14 protein-coding genes are annotated in these 19684 nt (G+C 66.2%); 9 read left to right on the forward strand and 5 right to left on the reverse strand.

All coding sequences use genetic code 11. The annotated features are described in order from the left end of the window. Positions 1-31 precede the first annotated feature (31 nt). From G6N38_RS16980 to G6N38_RS16990, 3 genes are read right to left on the reverse strand one after another with little or no spacing between them, the layout of a single operon-like run. On the reverse strand, positions 32-3214 hold the full coding sequence (locus tag G6N38_RS16980; protein ID WP_163749270.1) for an ATP-binding protein: 3183 nt from the start codon (positions 3212-3214) through the stop codon (positions 32-34). Positions 3215-3220: 6 nt separating this feature from the next. Then, a complete protein-coding gene (locus G6N38_RS16985) occupies positions 3221-3736 on the reverse strand; it encodes a hypothetical protein (protein WP_163749271.1) in 516 nt (171 codons plus the stop codon). Continuing rightward, positions 3733-5148, reverse strand: a complete 1416-nt coding sequence (locus tag G6N38_RS16990) for a hypothetical protein (RefSeq protein ID WP_163749272.1) — start codon at positions 5146-5148, stop codon at positions 3733-3735. The genes G6N38_RS16985 and G6N38_RS16990 overlap by 4 nt, the downstream gene beginning before the upstream one ends. 41 nt (positions 5149-5189) lie before the next feature. On the opposite strand from G6N38_RS16990, the gene G6N38_RS16995 reads away from it, so the two are divergent. The 3 genes from G6N38_RS16995 to eccB all read left to right on the forward strand — a co-directional run bounded on the left by G6N38_RS16995 (position 5190) and on the right by eccB (position 8385). Further along, positions 5190-5912, forward strand: coding sequence for a hypothetical protein (locus tag G6N38_RS16995; RefSeq protein WP_246227264.1), 723 nt, complete (start codon positions 5190-5192; stop codon positions 5910-5912). Further along, the gene (locus tag G6N38_RS17000) at positions 5909-6961 is read left to right on the forward strand and encodes a polyprenyl synthetase family protein (RefSeq protein WP_163749273.1); all 1053 of its coding nucleotides are present in this window, start codon (positions 5909-5911) and stop codon (positions 6959-6961) included. Before G6N38_RS16995 ends, G6N38_RS17000 begins: the two co-directional genes overlap by 4 nt. Positions 6962-7032: 71 nt before the next feature. Continuing rightward, positions 7033-8385 carry a type VII secretion protein EccB gene (eccB, locus tag G6N38_RS17005; RefSeq protein WP_163749274.1) on the forward strand — a complete coding sequence of 451 codons (1353 nt, stop codon included), beginning with the start codon at positions 7033-7035 and terminating at the stop codon, positions 8383-8385. Here the strand turns inward: eccB and mycP are convergent. Together mycP and eccD are read right to left on the reverse strand one after the other, a co-directional pair. Next, positions 8350-9672, reverse strand: a complete 1323-nt coding sequence (mycP, locus tag G6N38_RS17010; RefSeq protein ID WP_163749275.1) for a type VII secretion-associated serine protease mycosin — start codon at positions 9670-9672, stop codon at positions 8350-8352. The two genes, eccB and mycP, sit on opposite strands and share 36 nt — an antisense overlap. Next, the gene (gene eccD / locus G6N38_RS17015; protein WP_163749276.1) at positions 9669-10979 is read right to left on the reverse strand and encodes a type VII secretion integral membrane protein EccD; all 1311 of its coding nucleotides are present in this window, start codon (positions 10977-10979) and stop codon (positions 9669-9671) included. The genes mycP and eccD overlap by 4 nt, the downstream gene beginning before the upstream one ends. A 92-nt stretch (positions 10980-11071) precedes the next feature. Between eccD and eccCb the strand changes: the two genes are divergently transcribed. The 6 genes from eccCb (at position 11072) to adh (ending at position 19615) form a co-directional block, all read left to right on the forward strand. Further along, positions 11072-14623 (forward strand): type VII secretion protein EccCb, encoded by a 3552-nt coding sequence (gene eccCb / locus G6N38_RS17020; protein WP_163749277.1) that lies wholly within the window; start codon positions 11072-11074, stop codon positions 14621-14623. Next, positions 14611-15771 (forward strand): type VII secretion-associated protein, encoded by a 1161-nt coding sequence (locus G6N38_RS17025; protein WP_163749278.1) that lies wholly within the window; start codon positions 14611-14613, stop codon positions 15769-15771. The genes eccCb and G6N38_RS17025 overlap by 13 nt, the downstream gene beginning before the upstream one ends. A 33-nt stretch (positions 15772-15804) precedes the next feature. Next, complete coding sequence (locus G6N38_RS17030) at positions 15805-16128, forward strand: WXG100 family type VII secretion target (protein WP_163749279.1); 324 nt, start codon at positions 15805-15807, stop codon at positions 16126-16128. Between the two features lie 15 nt (positions 16129-16143). Further along, on the forward strand, positions 16144-16437 hold the full coding sequence (locus G6N38_RS17035; RefSeq protein WP_163749280.1) for a WXG100 family type VII secretion target: 294 nt from the start codon (positions 16144-16146) through the stop codon (positions 16435-16437). Positions 16438-16697: 260 nt separating this feature from the next. Continuing rightward, entirely contained in the window at positions 16698-17993 is a 1296-nt protein-coding gene (locus G6N38_RS17040) for a GAF domain-containing protein (protein ID WP_163749281.1), read from the forward strand. A 98-nt stretch (positions 17994-18091) separates the two neighbouring features. Further along, on the forward strand, positions 18092-19615 hold the full coding sequence (adh, locus tag G6N38_RS17045) for an aldehyde dehydrogenase (RefSeq protein WP_163749282.1): 1524 nt from the start codon (positions 18092-18094) through the stop codon (positions 19613-19615). Positions 19616-19684: the final 69 nt, after the last annotated feature.

Consider the following 19684-nt stretch of genomic DNA (forward strand, 5'->3'; position numbering starts at 1 on the left):
CCCAGAATGGCGATCCGGCCGCGTCGGCGTATCACTCCAGTAACGCGCGGGCGCGCGCCAGTTCGGGCCAGTCCTGGTCGGCGCCGATTCGGCTCAGCGCCTCCTGCAGGGCAGGGTGCGCCGATTCGCCGATGAGTTCACAAGCATCGGCGGCGCAGCGCAATTCGAATACCGCAGCACCCTGATCGCGAGCCACCTCGATGGCCTTCTGCAGGCCGGCGCACCGCGCATCGGGATCGTCGAAAGTGTGGGCCAGGACCCGGAGTAGTTCGGCATCGTAGAAATGTGCGCCGGTGGCTCGGGTCGTCTCGAGGGCAAGCTCTGCGTGTTGGCGGGCCAGTTGCCGATCACCGATAGCGGTGAGCAACCGAGCAAGAACACTTTCATAGGATATGACGAACGTATTCAGCTCTGCTGCACGCCAGCTCTCGACGATCAGGGTCAGGCTGTCGATATGGGGTTGCAACACAGCGGGATCGGTTTCTCCCGCGGCCAGTGCGATTCGAGCGGCGAGTGTAGCTCGGTTCGACATCGATACCATCGTCCACTCACCCAAGCCGTATTTCTGCGCGTGGTCGCCTATTTCGTCGATGATAGCGGCGGCAAGATCCAGTTGGCCCGCTTCGATGCGTGTCGAGGCCTCTCGTGCCCGCGTGTAGCAGGTTGTGGTCGCGTTGTGCGGGAATCGCAATGTGCTGCACCTGCCCGCTATCCGGGCGAAGGTCGGTTCAGCTGCGTCGAGATCACCCTGAAGGAACTGGATGAAGCCCAATTCGGCGTACATGCCGGCGATGGGGTCGTTTGGGGCGTACCACATTTCCGCCATCTCGGGCGCGCCCGTTCGATCGAGCAGCTCTGCGGCGGCCTCCAGTGCAGAACGGGAAGCAGTGAACTGCCCGCGGAACATGGCAAGTGCCCCTGCCACTGCGTTATAGGCCGCCGTGGACCAGTCGGACTTCCCTTCCAGCGCGCGGAGAGCCTCGACGAGCTCCGTTGCTTTATCCAGGCGGCCGCGGGCGGTGAAGTAGTTCAACAGTGCGCTCAGCGCGCCGGAGAGCTCAAGGCCTGGTTCGTTGCCGATCAGTTCCAGACATTGTTCGAATTCGACGACGGCTTCGGCGCTGGTCTGTCCGCTGGCCGCTGAGGCGAGGAAGCCCCGCTCCAACCGAATGGTCACCTCGTGCCGATCGCGGTCGCGACCGGCCGGAATGTTGGCAATACTCTCCAGCGCCTTGGTGAGGTGGTTACGGGCTTCGTTGAGCGCACCCCGTTGGCGGGCTTCTGAGGACGCCCGCTGATAGGCGGTAGCGGCTTCGTCGAATCGCTCCGCCCGCTCGAAATGGTGCGCCACCAGCGGCCATTCGGGTGTTCCGCCCGTTGTGGGGTCGGCCAGGACGTCGGCGATGCGGTGATGTGACCGGCGCCGGACGCTGGGGGGTGACAGTTCGGCGGCCACCTCGCGGAGCAGCTCGTGCTGGAAGGCCCATTGACGCTTGCCCACGGGCCGAAGCACCCGGGCTCGGTTGAGATCGTCCAGGAGTGCATCGATCTTGCGCCAGCCGACCCCGGTCACCGACGACAGCAGGTCACGGTCGAAGCGGCTGCCGATGAGTGCGGCGGCTTCGACGACCAGCAGTGAGTCGGTAGTCGAACGCAACCGTGCAACCAATGTCTCGTACAGGGTGTCGGGCACCTGGGCCTGATCGTCGAGATCCTCGGATCGGAGCTTGAGTTTGGCCACCACTTCTTCGATGAACAGCGGCACGCCATCGCAACGCTCCTGCACCGCTCGCCTGGCATCGAGTCCCATGTCGGGATGGAGCGCCCGAATCAGTGCCTCGGACTCCTGGGCCGCAAGCGGTTTCAGGTCCAGCTCTTCGACGAACCCCCGCAGTGGGGGCACGCTTCGCCCGGTAACCACGACCAGTAGCCGGTTGTCTGCCACCCGCAGGAGGGAATTGATGATGCTGATGGTGTCTTCGTCGTACCAGTGGATGTCCTCGGCCACGATCAGGGCCGGACCGGCCCGGACACACGCCAGTAGGTAGTCCTTGACGGCTGCGGTGATCTGGTCGAACCGTGCGCCGGCGTTGACGGTCGCGGGCTGATATCCCGCGTCTGGGGTGATGCCGAGTACCGGCGCCAGCAGCGGCACCGTCGTCGCGGGGTCCAGCGACCGGTTCTGGACCTCGGCTTCTAACCGGCGCAAGCGGTCGGGCGGATCCGAGTCGCGTTGTATCTGGCAGTGCCGCTCGATCAGGCGTCGGACCGGGCGTAACCCGATGTCGGTGTGGAACGGGGACCCGAACAGCTCGAGGACGGTGGCATCCGATTCGCGTGCCATGTCGATGACGGCGCTGGCCAGTCGGCTCTTGCCGATGCCGCCCTCGCCGCGCAGGAGTACACCGCGGGTGGTCAACGTACCGGCGCTGGCTTGATCCCACATCTCCCGCAGCGCAGCAAGTTCACGCTCCCGCCCGACTATCGGGCCGTAGGTCTTACCGTCGAGATCCCGCTCGGCGGTCACCCGATAGTGGGCGAGCGGACTGTCCATACCTTTGACCCGTTGCGGCGGGCATTCGGCCATCTCGAAGTTGGCGCGCACCAGCTCTTCGATGGCGGTCGACACCGAGACGGTGCCCGGTTGGGCCAGGCTGCAGATCCGGGCGGCCAGGTTGGCGCCGAGGCCGTAGACGTCGTCTTGGTCGATGTCCAGGAACACCACACCGCGGTGAATGCCGACGCGGACGTCGATGTCGAACCCGAAGCGGCGCTCGGCGCGGGCACTGAGATCAGCGACTTCGCGGACGATGTCGAGCCCGGCCAGCACGGACCGATGGGTGTCGTCCTCGTGTGCCTTCGGATGCCCGAACACCGCGAGGAGCCCGTCGCCCTTGATCGAACCGATGTGACCCTCGTAGTGCGCGACGATATTGCCGACCACGTCGCGGTAGCGTCCGACGACGGTGCGATACACCTCGGGCTCGATGCGCATGGACAGTGCGGTGGAGTCGACGAGATCTGCGAATAGCACAGTGAGCCGCCGTATTTCACCGCTGCCCACCGGTGTGGCGAGCAGCTCCTCGGCGTCCGGGTTGGTGCGGTCGACAGCCAGCACCTGACCAGCGAGCTCGTCGGCGGTGGCACGGTCGCCCTCGTTGATCGCCCGGACTGCGCGTTCGAGAAGATCGTCGATGGCCGGACTGGCAGTCACGCGAGCCTACAAACCGACGGTGACCGTCACCGTTTCGGATTCGCGGCCGGCGCCGTCTGCCCGGCGAAGGCGCAGGGTGCCGGTGTAATTGGCACCGGTGAACTGGTCGTCGGTCAGGATCAGCTGAACCGACGTCGCGTTGGCGACGAGTACCGGCGGATCGAAGCTTATTGCCTGCAGGGGAATTCGGATATCCGGGTGGCCGACTCGCTGGAAGGGCTTTGTGATCGACACTGACCGTTGATAGGCGCGTTGCGGAACGTCGACGGGGTCGGGTGGTATCGGCTTCGTCGAGGTGGGTTGCAGGCACCACGACGGGCCGGCGAGTGCCACCTGGACGGCGCCGGCATATGTCCGCATATTCAGATCGAGCAGGTTGTGAATCAGGCGGACCCACCCGTCGATTCCCCACTTGCCCGCGTCGTCGCGCCTGGCCGCGTCTTGAGCGATGTCATTGATTTGGTCGAAGTACCCCCGGACGACGCCGGCCGGACGCTGGAGGTCATGTCGCGGTGCACTCATGTGCTTCCCCCTGGCTTTCCCGGGGTCCGTGGAGTTGTCATGGCTTGGAGGTATTTCCACGGTGTACTGACGAGCTCGCTACTGACACGTGTGGTGTAGTCGGCCAGGTCGGTCATGGTGAGGCTGCCGGACAGCCACTTCTGCGTGACGTCGAAGTAGTCATTGGTCAGATCCTGCGCGCACTCGGTCCACGCATCGACCGCTGCTGGCACGAAATGGGTCATCGCCGTCGCCGCCGGTGCCACTGTGGTGTCGGGATCCTTGCCAGCCTCGTCTTCATTCCTCGGGTAGTAGAACGGCTTGCGGCCGGGGCGCTTCTTGGCCGCTGCGCCGATCAAGAAGTCGACCGATGCCGTTCCGTATCCGCCGATGCATACGAGTTTTCCCTGTGCGAACGGGGAAAGTCCGCGAATATGCACGACCTTTCTGGTCGTAACATGAACGCCGCGCTTCTTGGGGTCGCCCGACGTCGACTTCATGTTGATGAACCCCCGGTCGACCAGTACCTTCCCGTCCCCGGTGGAGAAGTCTGACTTGTCGAGGTCGTAATCAACTGATGCTTCGAGCTTGCCGGCCCGATAAGGGTAGAACTTCAGCGGTGTGGTGATTTCCTCACCGAGCATTCTGATGGTCTCGAGAACCCGCCGCCAGCCGTCGGGCAGGAAGTCCGGCTCCTGGCCTTCCATCCGCACGAAGAGCGCCGGGTAGTCATCAGCCCAGTTGAACGGGTTGACGATATCCATCAGATCTTGGAGAGAGACCTCATCAGAGTCGAATTCGGTATCGACGACCACCGATTCCAGGCCATCCACCCGTACCACCGCGGTCTTGCATACCGGTGCCTTGAGCGGTTTGTCGGTCCGGATATCGGCTTCGGCCTTCGCGCGCACGGCCTCGTTGAAATCCCCGGCCCGGGTGAAGCTGCTCGAGACGTGTTGCACAAAGGACTCGCGTACCGCTTCGCCGGTATCCCGGCGAGCCTTGAGCGCGGTTCCCGTCGGTGCAATCGCGGCAAGGGAATGGTTGAGTGCCGGACCAAGTGTGCCGTCGGGTTTCTCGAGGTCGGGCAGCGAGCAGCTGGGCGCGACCTTCTTCAGCCGTGCCGAGGTTGATATGCCGTACAACAGCCGAGCCTTCTGGGGCGCGCTCAGTCGCTGGTTTCGCCCGTCGGCGGCGGCGATCCGTTTCAGGGCCTCGGTGAGATTCGGCTCCTTGCCGGCGTCGCCGGGGAAGTACCGCCTGACCAATTCGTCGTACCAGCCGGCGTTGCCGGCCGATCCGGGAAGCAATTTGTCAGCAGCCGCCAACAGTTGAGGATCGTCTTGTGCGTTGACGATGGCCTGATCGATCGCACCGAACACTTCAAGGATGTCGCGAACTGAATCCGCGCGAGTTGATTCCGCTGATGCCATTGGCCGCCCCCAACCCTGTTCTCGCAGCTAGCATAACGTGATTGCGCGTCAATAAGCGAGACAATTCTGACGGGGGCACAGTGGACGGTGGCAACAACGGTGATATCCACGATGTGCCGTGGGCGTCGATCTTCGATCCGACGGCCAACGTCCGGGCGCTGACTGCCGTTCAGGCAGAAGGCTTTCGGGCTGCCAGCGAACTCGTCGATCGTTTCGTTCGGATGGTCGCGACCCGCCCCGACGGCAGCGCGGCAACAGTGCGGCAAGCCTCCCCGCTATCTAACGAGCAACGCGCAGATCTCTTGGGTGCCACCGACGTAGAACCGCTGATCAGGTCATGGTGGGCGATGGCGGGGCAGTTCCTGATGGGCGGGGCGCCGCAAACTTCGCCGCCCACTGCAGCGATCTCACCCACGTTGGATTTCACCGGCTCCGCGGCGTCGGGCAGGTTGGAGTTCGAAACAGAGGCTGGCCTTGCAGCAACTGCTGAGGTGTGGCTCCATAACTCCGCTGATGGTGATATGGGTCGGATTCGCCTGCGGTGCAGCGAGTTGATGGCCGCCGACGGATCGGTCATCGAGGCCGCGGCATGTCGGATACATCCCAAGGCCGTTGCAGTGCCCGGACGCTCCAGTCGCGGTGTCGGCATCACGGTCAAGGTCGCCAAGAAGACCAAGCCCGGCCTGTATCGCGGCACCTTCTTGGTCGAAGACCGCCCGGATTTGTGGCTGCCGGTGGCATTGACCGTCCGTCCTGCGTCATGACAAGCGTCGCGGACCGCTCGGACCTGACCGAAGCCGTGGAGACCAAGCTTCGTGAAGTCGGCAGGGCGGTGCGGCGCGCGATGCTCGATGCGATGCCCGACGGTGAACCGGTGCAGTGGTTGTACGGCCCGATGCGGGAATACCCGTCGCGGGTGGGCAAGGCGCTACGCCCGGCGCTGTGCTTATCGGCCGGCCGCGCCTTTGGGGCGGCCCAAGAGGATCTGATCGGCATTGCTGTCGCAATCGAGTTGCTGCACAACGCATTTCTGGTGCACGACGACATCGCTGACGGAAGCGAGATGCGCCGCGGACGACCCACCCTGACCGCGCGGCACGGGATGGCCGCCGCACTCAACGCCGGCGACGGCCTGGCTATCGTCGCCAGCCAGGTGTTGCGCCGGGCGACCCGCCGGCTTGACCGGGACATCGCCGATCTGGTGCTCGAGGAGTTCGACATCATGGCGATGCGGACCCTGGAGGGCCAAGCCACCGAGCTCGGTTGGCAACTCGACTGCGTGGAGGATCTGCGGCCGGCGGACTATCTCGATCTGATCATGCACAAAACCTGTTGGTATACAACGATTTATCCGTTACGGGTCGGCGCGATCGTGGGGTCGAACGGTGCGGCGGATCTGTCGCAGATGATCCGGTTCGGCTTCCATTTCGGTGCGGCCTTCCAGATCCGCGATGATCTGCTGAATCTAGTGGGCGACGAGCGCGACTACGGCAAGGAGATCCTGGGCGACATCTTCGAGGGCAAGCGCACGCTGACCCTGGTGCACCTGATGGCCAGCGCCCGCGGTGCTGACCGTGATGTGGTCCGCGACTATCTGCGCCGCAGCCGCGCCGAGCGTTCCGAGGACTTGGTTCGCACCATCCGCAGGTTGATGGACGACTATGGCAGCATCGATTTCACCAGCGAATACGCCGAGGGCATTCTGCTGGTTGCCGAGGAGTATTTCGAGCAGGCTTTCTGCGACGCCCACCAGGGGCCCGACTTGGACTTCCTGCGCTCGCTGGTCCCATACGTATGGGAACGTTCGCGGTAGCCGTCAACGCGAAGAGCTACGGCTGTTGATGAACGGAATCGATGCCACGGCAACTGGTCTAGCGTCACGAGATGGCCGGCCGCCCTTCGCTTCGAGCTCAGTTGAGTGCGCAGCGTTTCCTGCTGCGCCGCCTGGAATATGCGGTGCTGGGCCGGCCGATGCCGCAGCGCCACGACCCCCTTCGCACCCAGAAGCTTTCGCTGCTGGCCGGCTGCGCGGTCGCGGCCGGGATGTTGGTGCTCGACGCGATCCTGGGGTTTTCCCGACCTGACGGAATTGCCAGCGGCGCGGCCCTGGTGATGTCGCGACAGTCGGGCGCCTTATTCGTCCGCGTCGATGACCAGCTGCGGCCGGTGGCGAACCTGACATCGGCCCGCCTGATCCTGGGGGCGCCGGCGACACCGCAGGTCATCGACGAAGGCGCCCTGGCGAACGTGGCCGACGGACCGATGTTGGGCATCCCCGGGGCGCCGCGCACGCTGGGGAAGGTGATCGCGTCCCCGGACTTGCGCTGGGCGGCCTGCAACGATTCCGGTGGACGGACCACGGTGGCAGTCGGAGATGACGCGGCCTCGGTCGCCTTGGACCCGCGTGCGGCCGTCGTCGTCACCGTGGCACGCGGCGATGGGTCGGTCTTTCTGCTCTATGACGGCAAGCGCGCGATGATCGACCCTGGTGACCCCGCCACCGCACGTGCGTTGCACTTGGACGACGATGCTGTCGTCCGAAAGGTCTCTCCGACGGTTCTCAATGCGATTCCCGAGGTCCCGGCGATCGGCCCGCCACACATTGCAGCGATGGGGCAACCATCACCGATCACCGGCTTGCGGGTCGGTACCGTCCTGCGGGTCATCAGAACGGACGTGCCCGAGTACTACGTTGTGCTTGCCGGCGGGCTTCAGCGGATCGGTCGGCTGACCGTCGATCTGCTCCGGTTCGCCGACCCTGCTGCCGCCAGTGATATTGGCGAAGTGCCACCCGAGCTGGTCGCACGAAGCCCGCTCGTCGACGCCCTGCCGGTGGCCACCTATCCCGATGAAGCACCCCTGCTACGCAACACCGACGAAAATCTCTGTGCGACATGGCAGTCCGGTCGCAGCGGGATCACCATCGGTCCGTCATCGGCAGCCGATCGTGAACCAGTCGCCCTGGCCGGATCCGACGGTGACGGGCCCGGCATCGACTTCGTGCGGATGACCCCTGGGCACAGCCTGGACGTCACTGATCCGAGCTCGGGCGCGCGCTTTCTCATCACGGACGCGGGAGTGCGCTTCCCCGTGCATGATTCGGCATTGGCCGCACTGGGGTTGGTTGAGACGTCGACAGTCGCACCGTGGGTAATCGTGGGTGCGCTGCCCGGCGGTCCCGATCTCACGCGCGATGCTGCGTTAGTCCGCCGGGACGTCCTGGGGCCGCCGCCGTAGCCGGACCGAGGCCGCCGCGAGCAGACCGGCCAGACACAGCGCTGCACCGGTCGCCGCCACTGCATAGGGACGGTGCGGTGGCAGCTCGGTTGGTACGGGCGCGTCCGGCGGACGGGACGCGGGCGGTGATGTTGACGCCACCTGGTCACTCAACGCGGCCAGCGGATCGACGACACCGTTGCCGACCGCGGCGTTCCATCCGCCGGCAGGGTGGTGGGCGGTGCTCTCGATGCGGGTCATCACCTGCCGCGCCGACAGCCGGGGGAATCGCGCCCTCACCAGGGCCACCACGCCGCTGACCAGCGGAGCGGCGTAGCTGGTCCCCGATATCGGCGCCTGGCCTGTCGGTGTGGGCATTGTGCCGATCACACCGTCGCCGTCGGGATCGAGGGAGATGACGTGTTCGCCAGGTGCAGCTGTGTCGACCCACGGACCGTTGAGGCTGAACTGCGATGGCGTGCCATTCGAGTTCACCGAGGCGACGGTCAGGACGTAGTCCTCATACCACGCCGGGCTGGCGATCACGGTGGGTTGTGCGGCGGTGTTTTGACCGGGGCACTGACCGTCCCCGCCGACATTGCCGGCTGCGGCCACCACGACCGCGTCCTTGGTGTCGACCGCGTACGACAGCGCGGCACCGAGTGCCCGGTCATCGAGCATCGACTCGGCGCAGGCCACCGACGAGATGTTGATCACCGATGCGCCCATATCGGCAGCGGTGCGGACAGCCATGGCCAGGGTGGCGACGTCGCCGAACCCACGGCTTGATGGGTCGGCGAGTGGTCCGAACTTGTTGCTGGACTGCCGGATCGCAATCAACACGGCGTCGGGGGCGATACCACTGAATCCCGTCGGATCGGTCCGATCGGGTGCGGCCGCGATGATCCCGGCGACGACAGTTCCGTGCCCGTCGCAGTCTTGCCTGCCGTCGCCGCTCGAGACATAGTCGCCGCCGGCGATGACGCGGGACAACCGACGGTGTGCTGCGATCCCGGTGTCGATCACCGCGACCCGCTGTCCCGCGCCGCGGGTGAGCCGCCAGATCGCGGGCATATCGAAACCCGCTAACTGGGTTGCCGATACGTCGGCACCGTCAATGGGCAACGGCACTGCGCAGGCCTCGCGCTGTTCGGTCGGCTGGGACGGTGCAGGAGGTGCCGGCGGCGGCAGAAGTGAGTTGTCGATTGCCGGTGGGATGACTGCGAACGCCGGGGGTGCGCAGTGCGGCAGGGCGAGCAGCACGACCGCGGTCATCGTCGCGCTCAGCCGCGGGCCGCGGCCGGTCATGACGGCCCGATCCCGGGCAGCGCCGCGAACATCCCAGCCGCAGCCGCCGCGGAGGGGACGACCGCCGCGCTGACCGACACGTCGAGCACGGCGATCGCACGCAGTACTGCCGGTGATAATCGGCGCTGCCTGGATTGCCCGAACCACACCACCGCGATCCCAGCGGACAGCAGAGCACCGCAGAGCCAGGGTGCGCACACCGGAGCCTTGACTGCGCACAGGGCGATCAGCGATGTCGCCGCAACGCCGGACGACATCATCAGCGGGATAACACGATACGGATCGACCTGCCGATAACACCTCAACAACAATGCCGACCCGATGACCGCGATGAAGCTCGTTGCGACCGCAGGCCGGTCCGCAGTCGCTGCGGTGACGACAGCGCCAAGGGCCGCCGCTGCAGCCCCCGTCACGGTGAGCGCGCTCAGCCGATGATGAGCGGTCCTCGTTGTGCGATCGATATCGGTATCGGACAGGCCCGCCGTCGACAACCCGTGGATCGACAGCCGCGCAGACACCGTCAGCATCGCTAGCGACGCCGTCGCCAGGATCGGGCCGTCGGCTGTGGTTGGCCACCAGCCGGCCACCGCACCCACTGTCGCTGCCGCGGCCGCCATCGCTACCGCCGCCAGCGGAAGAAAAACCAAAGGCGCACAGTCCAACAGCCGCCAAGCGACCAGCGAGGTGGCGGCGCTTGCCGACATTGCCAGCAGGAAGCCGGGAGGACCGGGCTGGCCCGGAACGGCCAAGGCGGCGGTCAGGCCGGCGAATGTGGTTGCCAGCACGCCGAGCGTTGTGGCCAGAGTCGGGTCCCGACGCACCACCACCGCACCGGTCAAGGCCAGTGAGGCCGCCGCAGCGCTGATAGCGGCATGGCGAGCGGCATTCGGGTCCAGCATCGCGCGTCCGAGCAGGGTCAGAAGCACTGCTGTCGCCCAGCCCAGCACAATCCATCCCGCTCTGCGGTTGGCTGCTGGCCACGGCGGCGGCGTCAAGCCTGCCACCGCGTCGACGACGGCGGTAGTCAGGTCGAACCTGATCACCGGGGCGCGACGATCCGCCGCCGCGGTCAGGATCAGTAGCTCGCCGTCGGGAATCGAACATTGGGCGAGCGTCGCCGCCATATCGAGCGCCTCCCCGGACGCCCTGGTCAGGCGCGGTTCGGCGTTGACGAAGTCGTCCTTGCCGATGAGGTCCACGACGGCGGGTATCAGCTCCGTGATCGGAACATGGGCAGGCAGCGTGAAGTCCGCCTCGTGATCAGCGGTGCGGATCGACACCTGGCACATCTCGTCGGTTGCAGCCATGACAGCGGACGCTAGCCAGCGTCCGGAACGGCCGAACTCCGTTGTCCACAGGTGAATTGCCCGGCGGTGCTGGCGGTGTCTACCGTCCCTGCATGAATCGGCCCGCCCGGGTGGCTCCGCAGTTTCCGATCAACGATCTGGTGATCGACACGCTGCCGTGCCCACCCTCGACCGGCGGGGTATCCCGATTTGTGCCCCTGCTGGGTCTCGGCGCGCTGATGGGCATCGGTGCATTGGTGTGGGGGTCGGGCATGGTCGCGCGCGGCCCGTCCGCGCTGGTCTTTCCGGCCATGATGCTTGTGTCGGCAGTGGGGATGGCGATGCACGCCGGCGCCCGGCGGGCCGGAGGCAGCCTCGACCGACAGCGAAAGCGGTATCTGGCCGGCCTCGGTCGCCTCAGCGAGCAGCTGTGCGAGGCCGCGCAATGCCAGCGAGCGTCGCTGCTGTGGACACATCCGGCGCCATCGACGTTGTGGACGCTGATCGGCGGGCCGCGCATGTGGGAGCGCGGGCAGGCGGACTCGGACTTCTGCCACGTCCGCATCGGGCTCGGCCGGCAGAAGCTGGCACGCCGCATCGTGGTTCCACCCGTCGGACCAGTCGACGAGCTGGACCCGGTTACCGCTGATGCCTTGCGGCGCTTCGTCCACTGCCACGCCATCATCGACGATGCACCCATAGCCGTCGCCCTCGGCGAGATGCGGGTGCTTCACATCGGCGGCGACGCGCAGAGCGTCCGCGCTCTCGCCCGGGCGATGCTCTGCCAACTGGCTGTGCTGCACAGTCCCGATACCCTCATGATCGCGGCGGTGGTCGGACCGGGCCGCCGGCAGTACTGGGATTGGTTGAAATGGTTGCCGCACAACGTGTGTCCGTATCGGGGCGGACCCATGGTGTACGAATCCGTGGCCAGTGTCCAGCCCCAGCGGCGCCACGTCGTGCTGATCGTGGACGGTGCCGACCACCGAAGCCTCGTCAGGACCGGAGTGATCGTCGTCGTCCTCGGGAACGACACCGATGACGCCAACGCACTGCGGCTGCACGTCGACGGTGGCCAGCTCGCCGTGCGCACCGGTGAGCACATCGAGGAGTTCGCCTCCGCCGACGGTGTGACGATGGTGCAAACGCAGATCTGCGCCCGCCGCCTGGCCCGGCATCGGACCACCGGCACTGGGCCCGACGAACTCCAGCGCTGGGTCAGCGCACTGGCTGTGAAGGATCTCGCCCCGTTGCGGATTGCACTCGGTACCTCGGCGGACGGTGATCTCGTCCACCTCGACATCAAGGAGGCGGCCGACGGTGGGCACGGTCCGCACGGGCTGTGCATCGGCGCGACCGGGTCGGGGAAGTCCGAACTGCTGCGCACCATCGTCGTTGGGATGATCGCCCGCCATTCACCCGACGATCTCAACCTGGTGCTCATCGACTTCAAAGGTGGTGCGACGTTCCTTGGCCTGGAGGGCCTGCCGCATGTAGCCGCCGTCATCACCAATCTCGCGGACGAGGCGCACTTGGTGTCGCGGGCGAAGGAGGCGCTCGGCGGCGAGATCCAGCGTCGTCAAACGCTGTTGCGGCGTGCGGGCAATGTCGTCAATCTCGGCTCCTATCAACGCCATCGGCGGGCCGATCCTACACTTCCGGCCCTGTCGACACTGTTCATCGTCGTCGATGAGTTCGCTGAACTGCTCACTCACCAGCCGGATTTCGCCGAGTTGTTCACCATGATCGGGCGCGTTGGCCGGTCACTCGGCGTGCATCTCCTTCTGGCCAGCCAGCGACTGGATGAGGGACGCCTGCGCGGCCTGGAGTCCCACCTGTCCTACCGTGTCTGTCTGAAGATCGCGACAGCCGCGGAATCCCGAGCCGTGCTGGGCGTCGCGGACGCCGCCGAGCTCCCCGCCACCCCAGGGGCCGCCATCCTTCGCACCGGCGACGGCCGCCTGATCCGGTTCCAGGCCACCTATCTTGGCGCCCCGTTGCGTGACCACGCCACAACCATGCCCTCGAACCCGGCCGTGCGACTGTTCACCTCGGTGCCCGCCGCGCCACCGGAGATCGGTCACAGCATCAGCCGGACCGCGCTGGACGTAATCATCGACCGGTTCCGTGTCCAGGGCAGTCGGGCGCATCAAGTGTGGTTGCCGCCGCTGACGCGGTCCCCGCACCTCTCGGAACTGGACGGTGCCGGCGGGGGAGAGCTCAGCGCGGTGATCGGTCTGGTTGACCAGCCGTTCGAGCAGCGGCGGGCGCCGCTGGCCGTCGAGCTCGACGGCGCCGGCGGCAACGTCGCGGTTGTGGGTGCACCGCAGAGCGGGAAGTCCAATGCGGTGCAAACCGTGATCACCGCGCTGGCCGCGCGCCTTGATCCACAGCGGATCCAGTTCTACGGCCTGGACTTCGGCGGCGGCACACTCGAGGGGCTGCGACGTCTACCTCACGTGGGATCGGTCGCGACCCGTCGGGAGAAGGAATTGGTGCAGCGAATCGTCAGCCATGTCGGCGCGATCTTGTCTGCTCGTGAAGCCCGCTGTGACGCCGACACATATGGTGATGTCTTTCTGGTGGTGGACGGCTGGTCGACCGTTCGGGAGGAGTTTCCTGATCTCGAGGCGACGATCACTGGGCTCGCTGCCCGCGGCTTGTCGTTCGGTATCCATGTCATCCTCACCGCGGGACGGTGGGCCGACATCCGGCCGGCGCTGAAGGATCAGATCGGCACCAGAATCGAACTGCGGCTGGGTGATCCGATCGACTCCGATGTGGACCGCAAACAGGCTTCGGCGGTCCCGATCGGCAGGCCAGGGCGGGGCATCACTCGCGACGGTCAGCACTTCCTGATTGCGAAACCGGATGATGTCGAAGTGGCTCATGCAGGATCGCGGTGTGCCCCGCCCGTTCGGTTGCTGCCCGCACTGGTTGAGCATTCCGCTGTCGTCGACGAAGCCGGCGACGACACGCAGCGGGTACTGCTGGGCCTTGGCGAAGACCGGCTCGAACCGGTTGCTCTCGACTTCGGCCGACAGCAGCACCTGCTGATCCTCGGCGACCCCGACTGCGGGAAGACCGCGACGGTGCGGGCGCTGTGCGGCGAGATCGTGCGCGTCGCGACGGCCCGGCCGGCATCGTTGTTCGTCGTTGACTATCGTCGTGGTTTGCTCGGACTTGCCGAATCGCAGCAGATGCTCGGCTACGCATTCTCTCCCAGCAGCCTCGCTGATCGATTGCCCGAGCTGATTGCGTTGTTGCAGAGCAGATTACCGGCCGGAGCCACCTCGATCGAGCAACTCAAGACCAGGTCATGGTGGGCCGGGCCGGAGATCTTCGTCGTGGTCGACGACTACGACGTCGTCTCGGCGACATCGCCGGACGCACTGGGTCCGCTGCTCGCGTTGCTGCCGCATGCCACGGATATCGGACTGCACCTCATCGTGGCGCGTCGGTGCGCTGGATCCGCGCGGGCGATGTTCGAACCACTTCTTGCTCACCTTCGCGACAGTGGTTGCGCCGGGCTACTGATGAGCGGAAGCGCCGAGGAGGGCGGGCTGATCGGCCACCACCGCGCGGTGGCGCGGCCGCCGGGGCGCGGGATGCTGGTGACCCGCTCGGCGGCGCAACTGGTACAGGTGGGCTGGTGCGCACCGTGATCAGCACGGTGCTGGAGATCGGCCCAGCGGCAGTGATCCCTCTTCGCGGGTCGATCGCAGCGGAGCTGGTAGCCGCGGCACTGGCCGGCATCGACGATACGACGGTGTTGTGGCAGGAGCGGCCGGTCGGCGTCGCTGATCTGTGGCGGCAAGTCATCGCAGCGAGCGTCGAAATGGGCTGTGAATCACTAACCGTCGTGCATCCCTCATGGTGGCCGCAACATCGGGTGGAACGTATCGTTGCCGCGGCGGCGACAGTCGTCACGGATGTCCGCGCGCTGTCGCGATCGGCGGTGATCGCGGGCAGCGACCTTGCTACCGTGGTCGAGATCGCCGACGACGTCGTCGCGATCACCACCCTGGCCGAGTCGCCAGTGATAACGGCCCGTACCGACGACCCGGGCGATATCGCTCAGTCAATCGAGACCGATTCTGGCGCAAGGGTGCTCATCGACGCACCACCAGGAGTAGCCGGCGCGGCCGAGTACGCCGGTGCGGTGAGCGCAGCGCTGCGTCGGCGCGGCGTGGTCGCCCAACTGGCCGGCATCGGTGATGTGCCGCCGCCGGCGTCCGCGGTCGAGCCCGTGGCGCCGGCGACGGCTCCGCGCCGCTGGCGGGTTCCGGTACTCGCGGCGGCTTCGGCGACCTTGACACTCTGTGCAATTGGTGCCAGCGCGGCCCGGGGCCAGGCCCCGGCGCCGGACGCCGTCGATATCATCGAAGGCCGTGTCACTCTGCGGATCCCTCCGCAGTGGCCGCTCACTCGGATCACCGCGGGGCCGGGATCGCGGCGCATCCAGGCCAGCTCGCCTACTGAACCGAATGTCGCTCTGCATGTCGCTCAATCCTATGCTCCCGGTGAGACATTGGATCGGACAGCGGATGTGTTGCGGCAGGCGGTCGACGAGCAGCCTGACGGCGTGTTCGTCGATTTCAATCCCGCCGACCGCCGTGGTGGGCGCCCCGCGGTCACCTACCGGGAGGTCCGGATCGGCCGGGACATCCGGTGGGCGGTGGTGCTCGACGGCTCGACGCGGATCAGTGTTGGATGCCAGAGCGCTGCGGGCCGAGAGGACAGCATCGCCCAGGTGTGCGAGCGGGCTATTGAGTCGGCTCGCGAATCGGTGGGAACCAATGGGGGCAGCTGAACGTCGAATCTATTGTCAGCGTGTACAACTCAAATGGAAGGACGGACCGTGACGACTCTGAGTGCCGACTTTGATCTCATGCGCACCGCCGCCGCGGCTGCCGATACGCGCAACGACGAGATCCGAGTGTTGTTGCAGGGCTTCATCACCCGAATGGAGTCGGTGCCGCCGACAGTGTGGGGTGGGCTGGCGGCGGCGCGGTTCAAGACCGTGGTCGCGCACTGGAACAACGAGTCCACCAGGTTATCCAATGCCCTGGCCGCGATCGCCGACACGATCCGGAACAACGAACACGAACTGCGTGAGGCGGCGCAGCTACATGCGCGGCGCATCGCCGATGTGACCGCAGATCTCTAGCGAAGGAGCGCGACTGTGGACCCTGTCCTTTCCTACAATTTTGCCGAGATCGACGCGGCGGTACTTGCCGATATCCAGGGCACGTCAACCCGCCTCGGTGCTGCACTCGATGATCTCAGCCGGCAGATCGCACCGCTGCGGGAGGTGTGGACGGCCGATGCCGCGGCCGCCTACCAAGCCGAGCAGGCGAGTTGGCAGCAAGCCGCTTCCGCGTTGCACGACATCCTGGTGCGCCTGGGTACCGCGGTGCGCGACGGAGCGGCCGACGTCGCCGATGCCGATCGTCGCGCCGCCGGCATGTGGGGCTGATCGCCCACCCGAACTCTGTGCGGCCTCGGCGGAGGAGAGCCGTTGGGGCCGCACAGTCACTACCGCGCAGTGCCCAACTGTGCGCACGCGCCGTCCCGGCATCATGGCAACCCCCACCATGATGTCGGGGCGGTCGCGTCGGCCCTCCACGGTGGTGCAGGCCTCGGTGTTCTGCATCGGGCGCATCACCACGCCCAATGTGGCGTACCGTGACCGCACACGCGCCGGTCGGGACGACCGCGTGAGGAGTGTGATCGCCGATGGGCATATCCAGAACACCGCGGACCGGAGCCGGTGGGCCGCGGCCGTCGGCGCTATTGCGTGCGGTCCACGAGCTGTTCGTCGCCGGTGAGGTCGACGCCTCGTACCTGGAATCCAGCTCATTGCGCCCAATCGTGGCCAAGAGCTGGCAGCGCAGCCTGGCCAAGGGCGTCGACCCCGACGCTGCGGCGCAAGCCTCGCCGGTGGGGGAGGAACTGGCCCGGCTGCGTGAGGCGCATCCGCTGGCCCCGGCACTACCGGTCATCCGTCGACTGCTCGTCGATGACGCTGCCGGTTCCGGGGTAGTGGTCGCGGTGACCGGCGCCGACGGCACCCTGCTGTGGGTGGAGGGCGACCGCAACGCCCGCCGCCGCGCCGAGGCGATGAACTTCATGCCCGGCGCGGACTGGAGTGAACGCGGCGCGGGCACCAACGCGCCAGGAACCGCCCTGGCAGTCGATGCTGAGCTGCAGATTCACGGCTCCGAACACTTCTCCCGGATGGTGCAGCCGTGGAGTTGCACGGCGGTGCCCGTCCACGACCCGACCACCGGCGCACTGCTCGGCGCCCTCGACCTGACCGGCGGATCGCGGGTCGCCACCCCGCAGGCGCTGGCCCTGGTCCGCGCCACCGTCGTCGCCGTCGAAAGCCACTTGGCTCTGCTTCGGCTGACCGGAGCGGCGGTCGAGGTGGCGCCGCGGCGTCCACGGCTGGCGGTGCTCGGTTCCGAGCGGCCGCGGTGGCTGGTCACCGACGAGTTCGGGCACCTGCGTGCGACTCAGCTGACCGGCCGGCACGCCGACATCCTGGTGCTGCTCAGCCGGCACCCCGAGGGGTTGAGCGCTGATCACTTGGCGATGCTGCTCGACGACAAGGACCTCGACGTGGTGACAGTGCGCGCCGAGATGTCACGCCTGCGAAAGGTCGTCGGCGCGGAGGTCATCGACTCACGGCCCTATCGGCTGCTGGTTCCGATCACCACCGACATCGGTGAGGTGGACGAGGCGCTCGACGCCGGCGACGTGACCGCCGCCCTCGATCGCTATCCGGGACCGCTTCTGCCGCAATCGATCTCACCGGCGGTCGGCCGACTCCGTACCGAGCTGACGATGACGCTGCGCGCCGCCGTGCTGGCCACCGGGGACCCGGCGGTGCTGCGCCGCTGGCTGAACAGTCCCGACGGGCGGGACGATCGGGACGGCTGGCGAGCGCTGCATGACGGCACGCTGCCCGGCTCGGTGCAGCAGGCGCAGGCCCACGGGAAGCTCGCCGGACTGGACATCGACCTGGCCTGAAGGTTGCACGACTGCGTGCAACCGTGCTGCAACCCCGTACTGCCTAGTTTCAGTGACGACCGACACACTTCGTCGTCTTGAACAGGCAGGAGAATGCCATGACTGTATATGCGAGGCCCGGGGCGGAAGGCTCCGTGATGTCGTTCGCGGCCCGCTACGACAACTTCATCGGCGGCGACTGGGTCGCGCCGGTGGGGGGTTTGTATTTCGAGAATCGGACGCCGGTGACCGGCGAGGTGTTTTGTGAGGTGGCCCGGTCCACTGAGGCTGATGTCGAGTTGGCCCTGGATGCCGCGCACGCCGCCGCACCGGCCTGGGGCAAGACCTCGGCCGCCGAACGCGCGCTGATCCTCAACAAGATCGCCGATCGTATCGAAGCCAATCTGGAGAAGATCGCTGTCGCCGAATCCTGGGATAACGGTAAGCCGGTTCGGGAAACGCTGAATGCCGATATTCCGTTGGCGGTGGACCACTTTCGCTACTTTGCCGGGGCGATCCGCGCCCAAGAAGGTGCGTTGAGTCAGATCGATGAGGACACGGTGGCGTATCACTTCCATGAGCCGTTGGGGGTGGTGGGGCAGATCATCCCGTGGAATTTCCCGATCCTGATGGCGGTGTGGAAGTTGGCGCCGGCGTTGGCGGCCGGTAATGCGGTGGTGCTCAAGCCTGCCGAGCAGACTCCGGCGTCGGTGCTGTATTTGATGTCGTTGATCGCTGATCTGTTGCCCGCTGGTGTTCTCAACGTGGTCAATGGGTTTGGTGTGGAGGCCGGTAAGCCGTTGGCGTCCTCGAACCGGATCGCCAAGATCGCGTTCACCGGGGAGACCACCACCGGGCGGTTGATCATGCAGTACGCCTCCCAGAATCTGATCCCGGTCACGTTGGAGTTGGGTGGTAAGAGTCCCAACATCTTCTTCTCCGACGTGATGGCTGCCAACGACGACTATCAGGACAAGGCGTTGGAAGGCTTCACGATGTTCGCCCTCAACCAGGGCGAAGTGTGCACCTGCCCGTCGCGCAGCTTGATTCAAGCCGATATTTATGACGAGTTCCTGGCGATGGCCGCCATCCGCACCAAGGCCGTACGCCAGGGTGATCCGTTGGACACCGAAACGATGATCGGGGCGCAGGCCTCTAATGATCAGCTGGAAAAGATCCTGTCGTATATCGAGATCGGCAAAAGCGAAGGCGCCAAGGTGATGACCGGCGGTGAGCGCGCCGAGCTTGGTGGTGATCTCAGTGGCGGTTACTACGTGCAGCCGACGATCTTCACCGGCAACAACGCCATGCGGATCTTCCAGGAAGAGATCTTCGGCCCCGTCGTGGCGGTCACCGCGTTCACGGACTACGACGACGCCATCGGCATCGCCAACGACACCCTCTACGGGCTGGGTGCGGGGGTGTGGAGCCGCGACGGCAACACCGCCTACCGCGCCGGCCGCGATATCAAGGCCGGCCGGGTGTGGACCAACTGCTACCACCAGTACCCCGCGCACGCGGCCTTCGGTGGTTACAAGCAGTCCGGCATCGGCCGGGAGAACCACCTGATGATGCTGGATCACTACCAACAGACCAAGAACCTGCTCGTCTCCTACTCCAACAAGGCCCAAGGCTTCTTCTGATGAATGACTTCGGCGCACATCCCGCGGCTCAGCAACCGGAACCGCACCGAAATCACAAGGCACTCCACC

Source organism: Mycolicibacterium helvum, assembly GCF_010731895.1.
Lineage (GTDB): Bacteria > Actinomycetota > Actinomycetes > Mycobacteriales > Mycobacteriaceae > Mycobacterium > Mycobacterium helvum.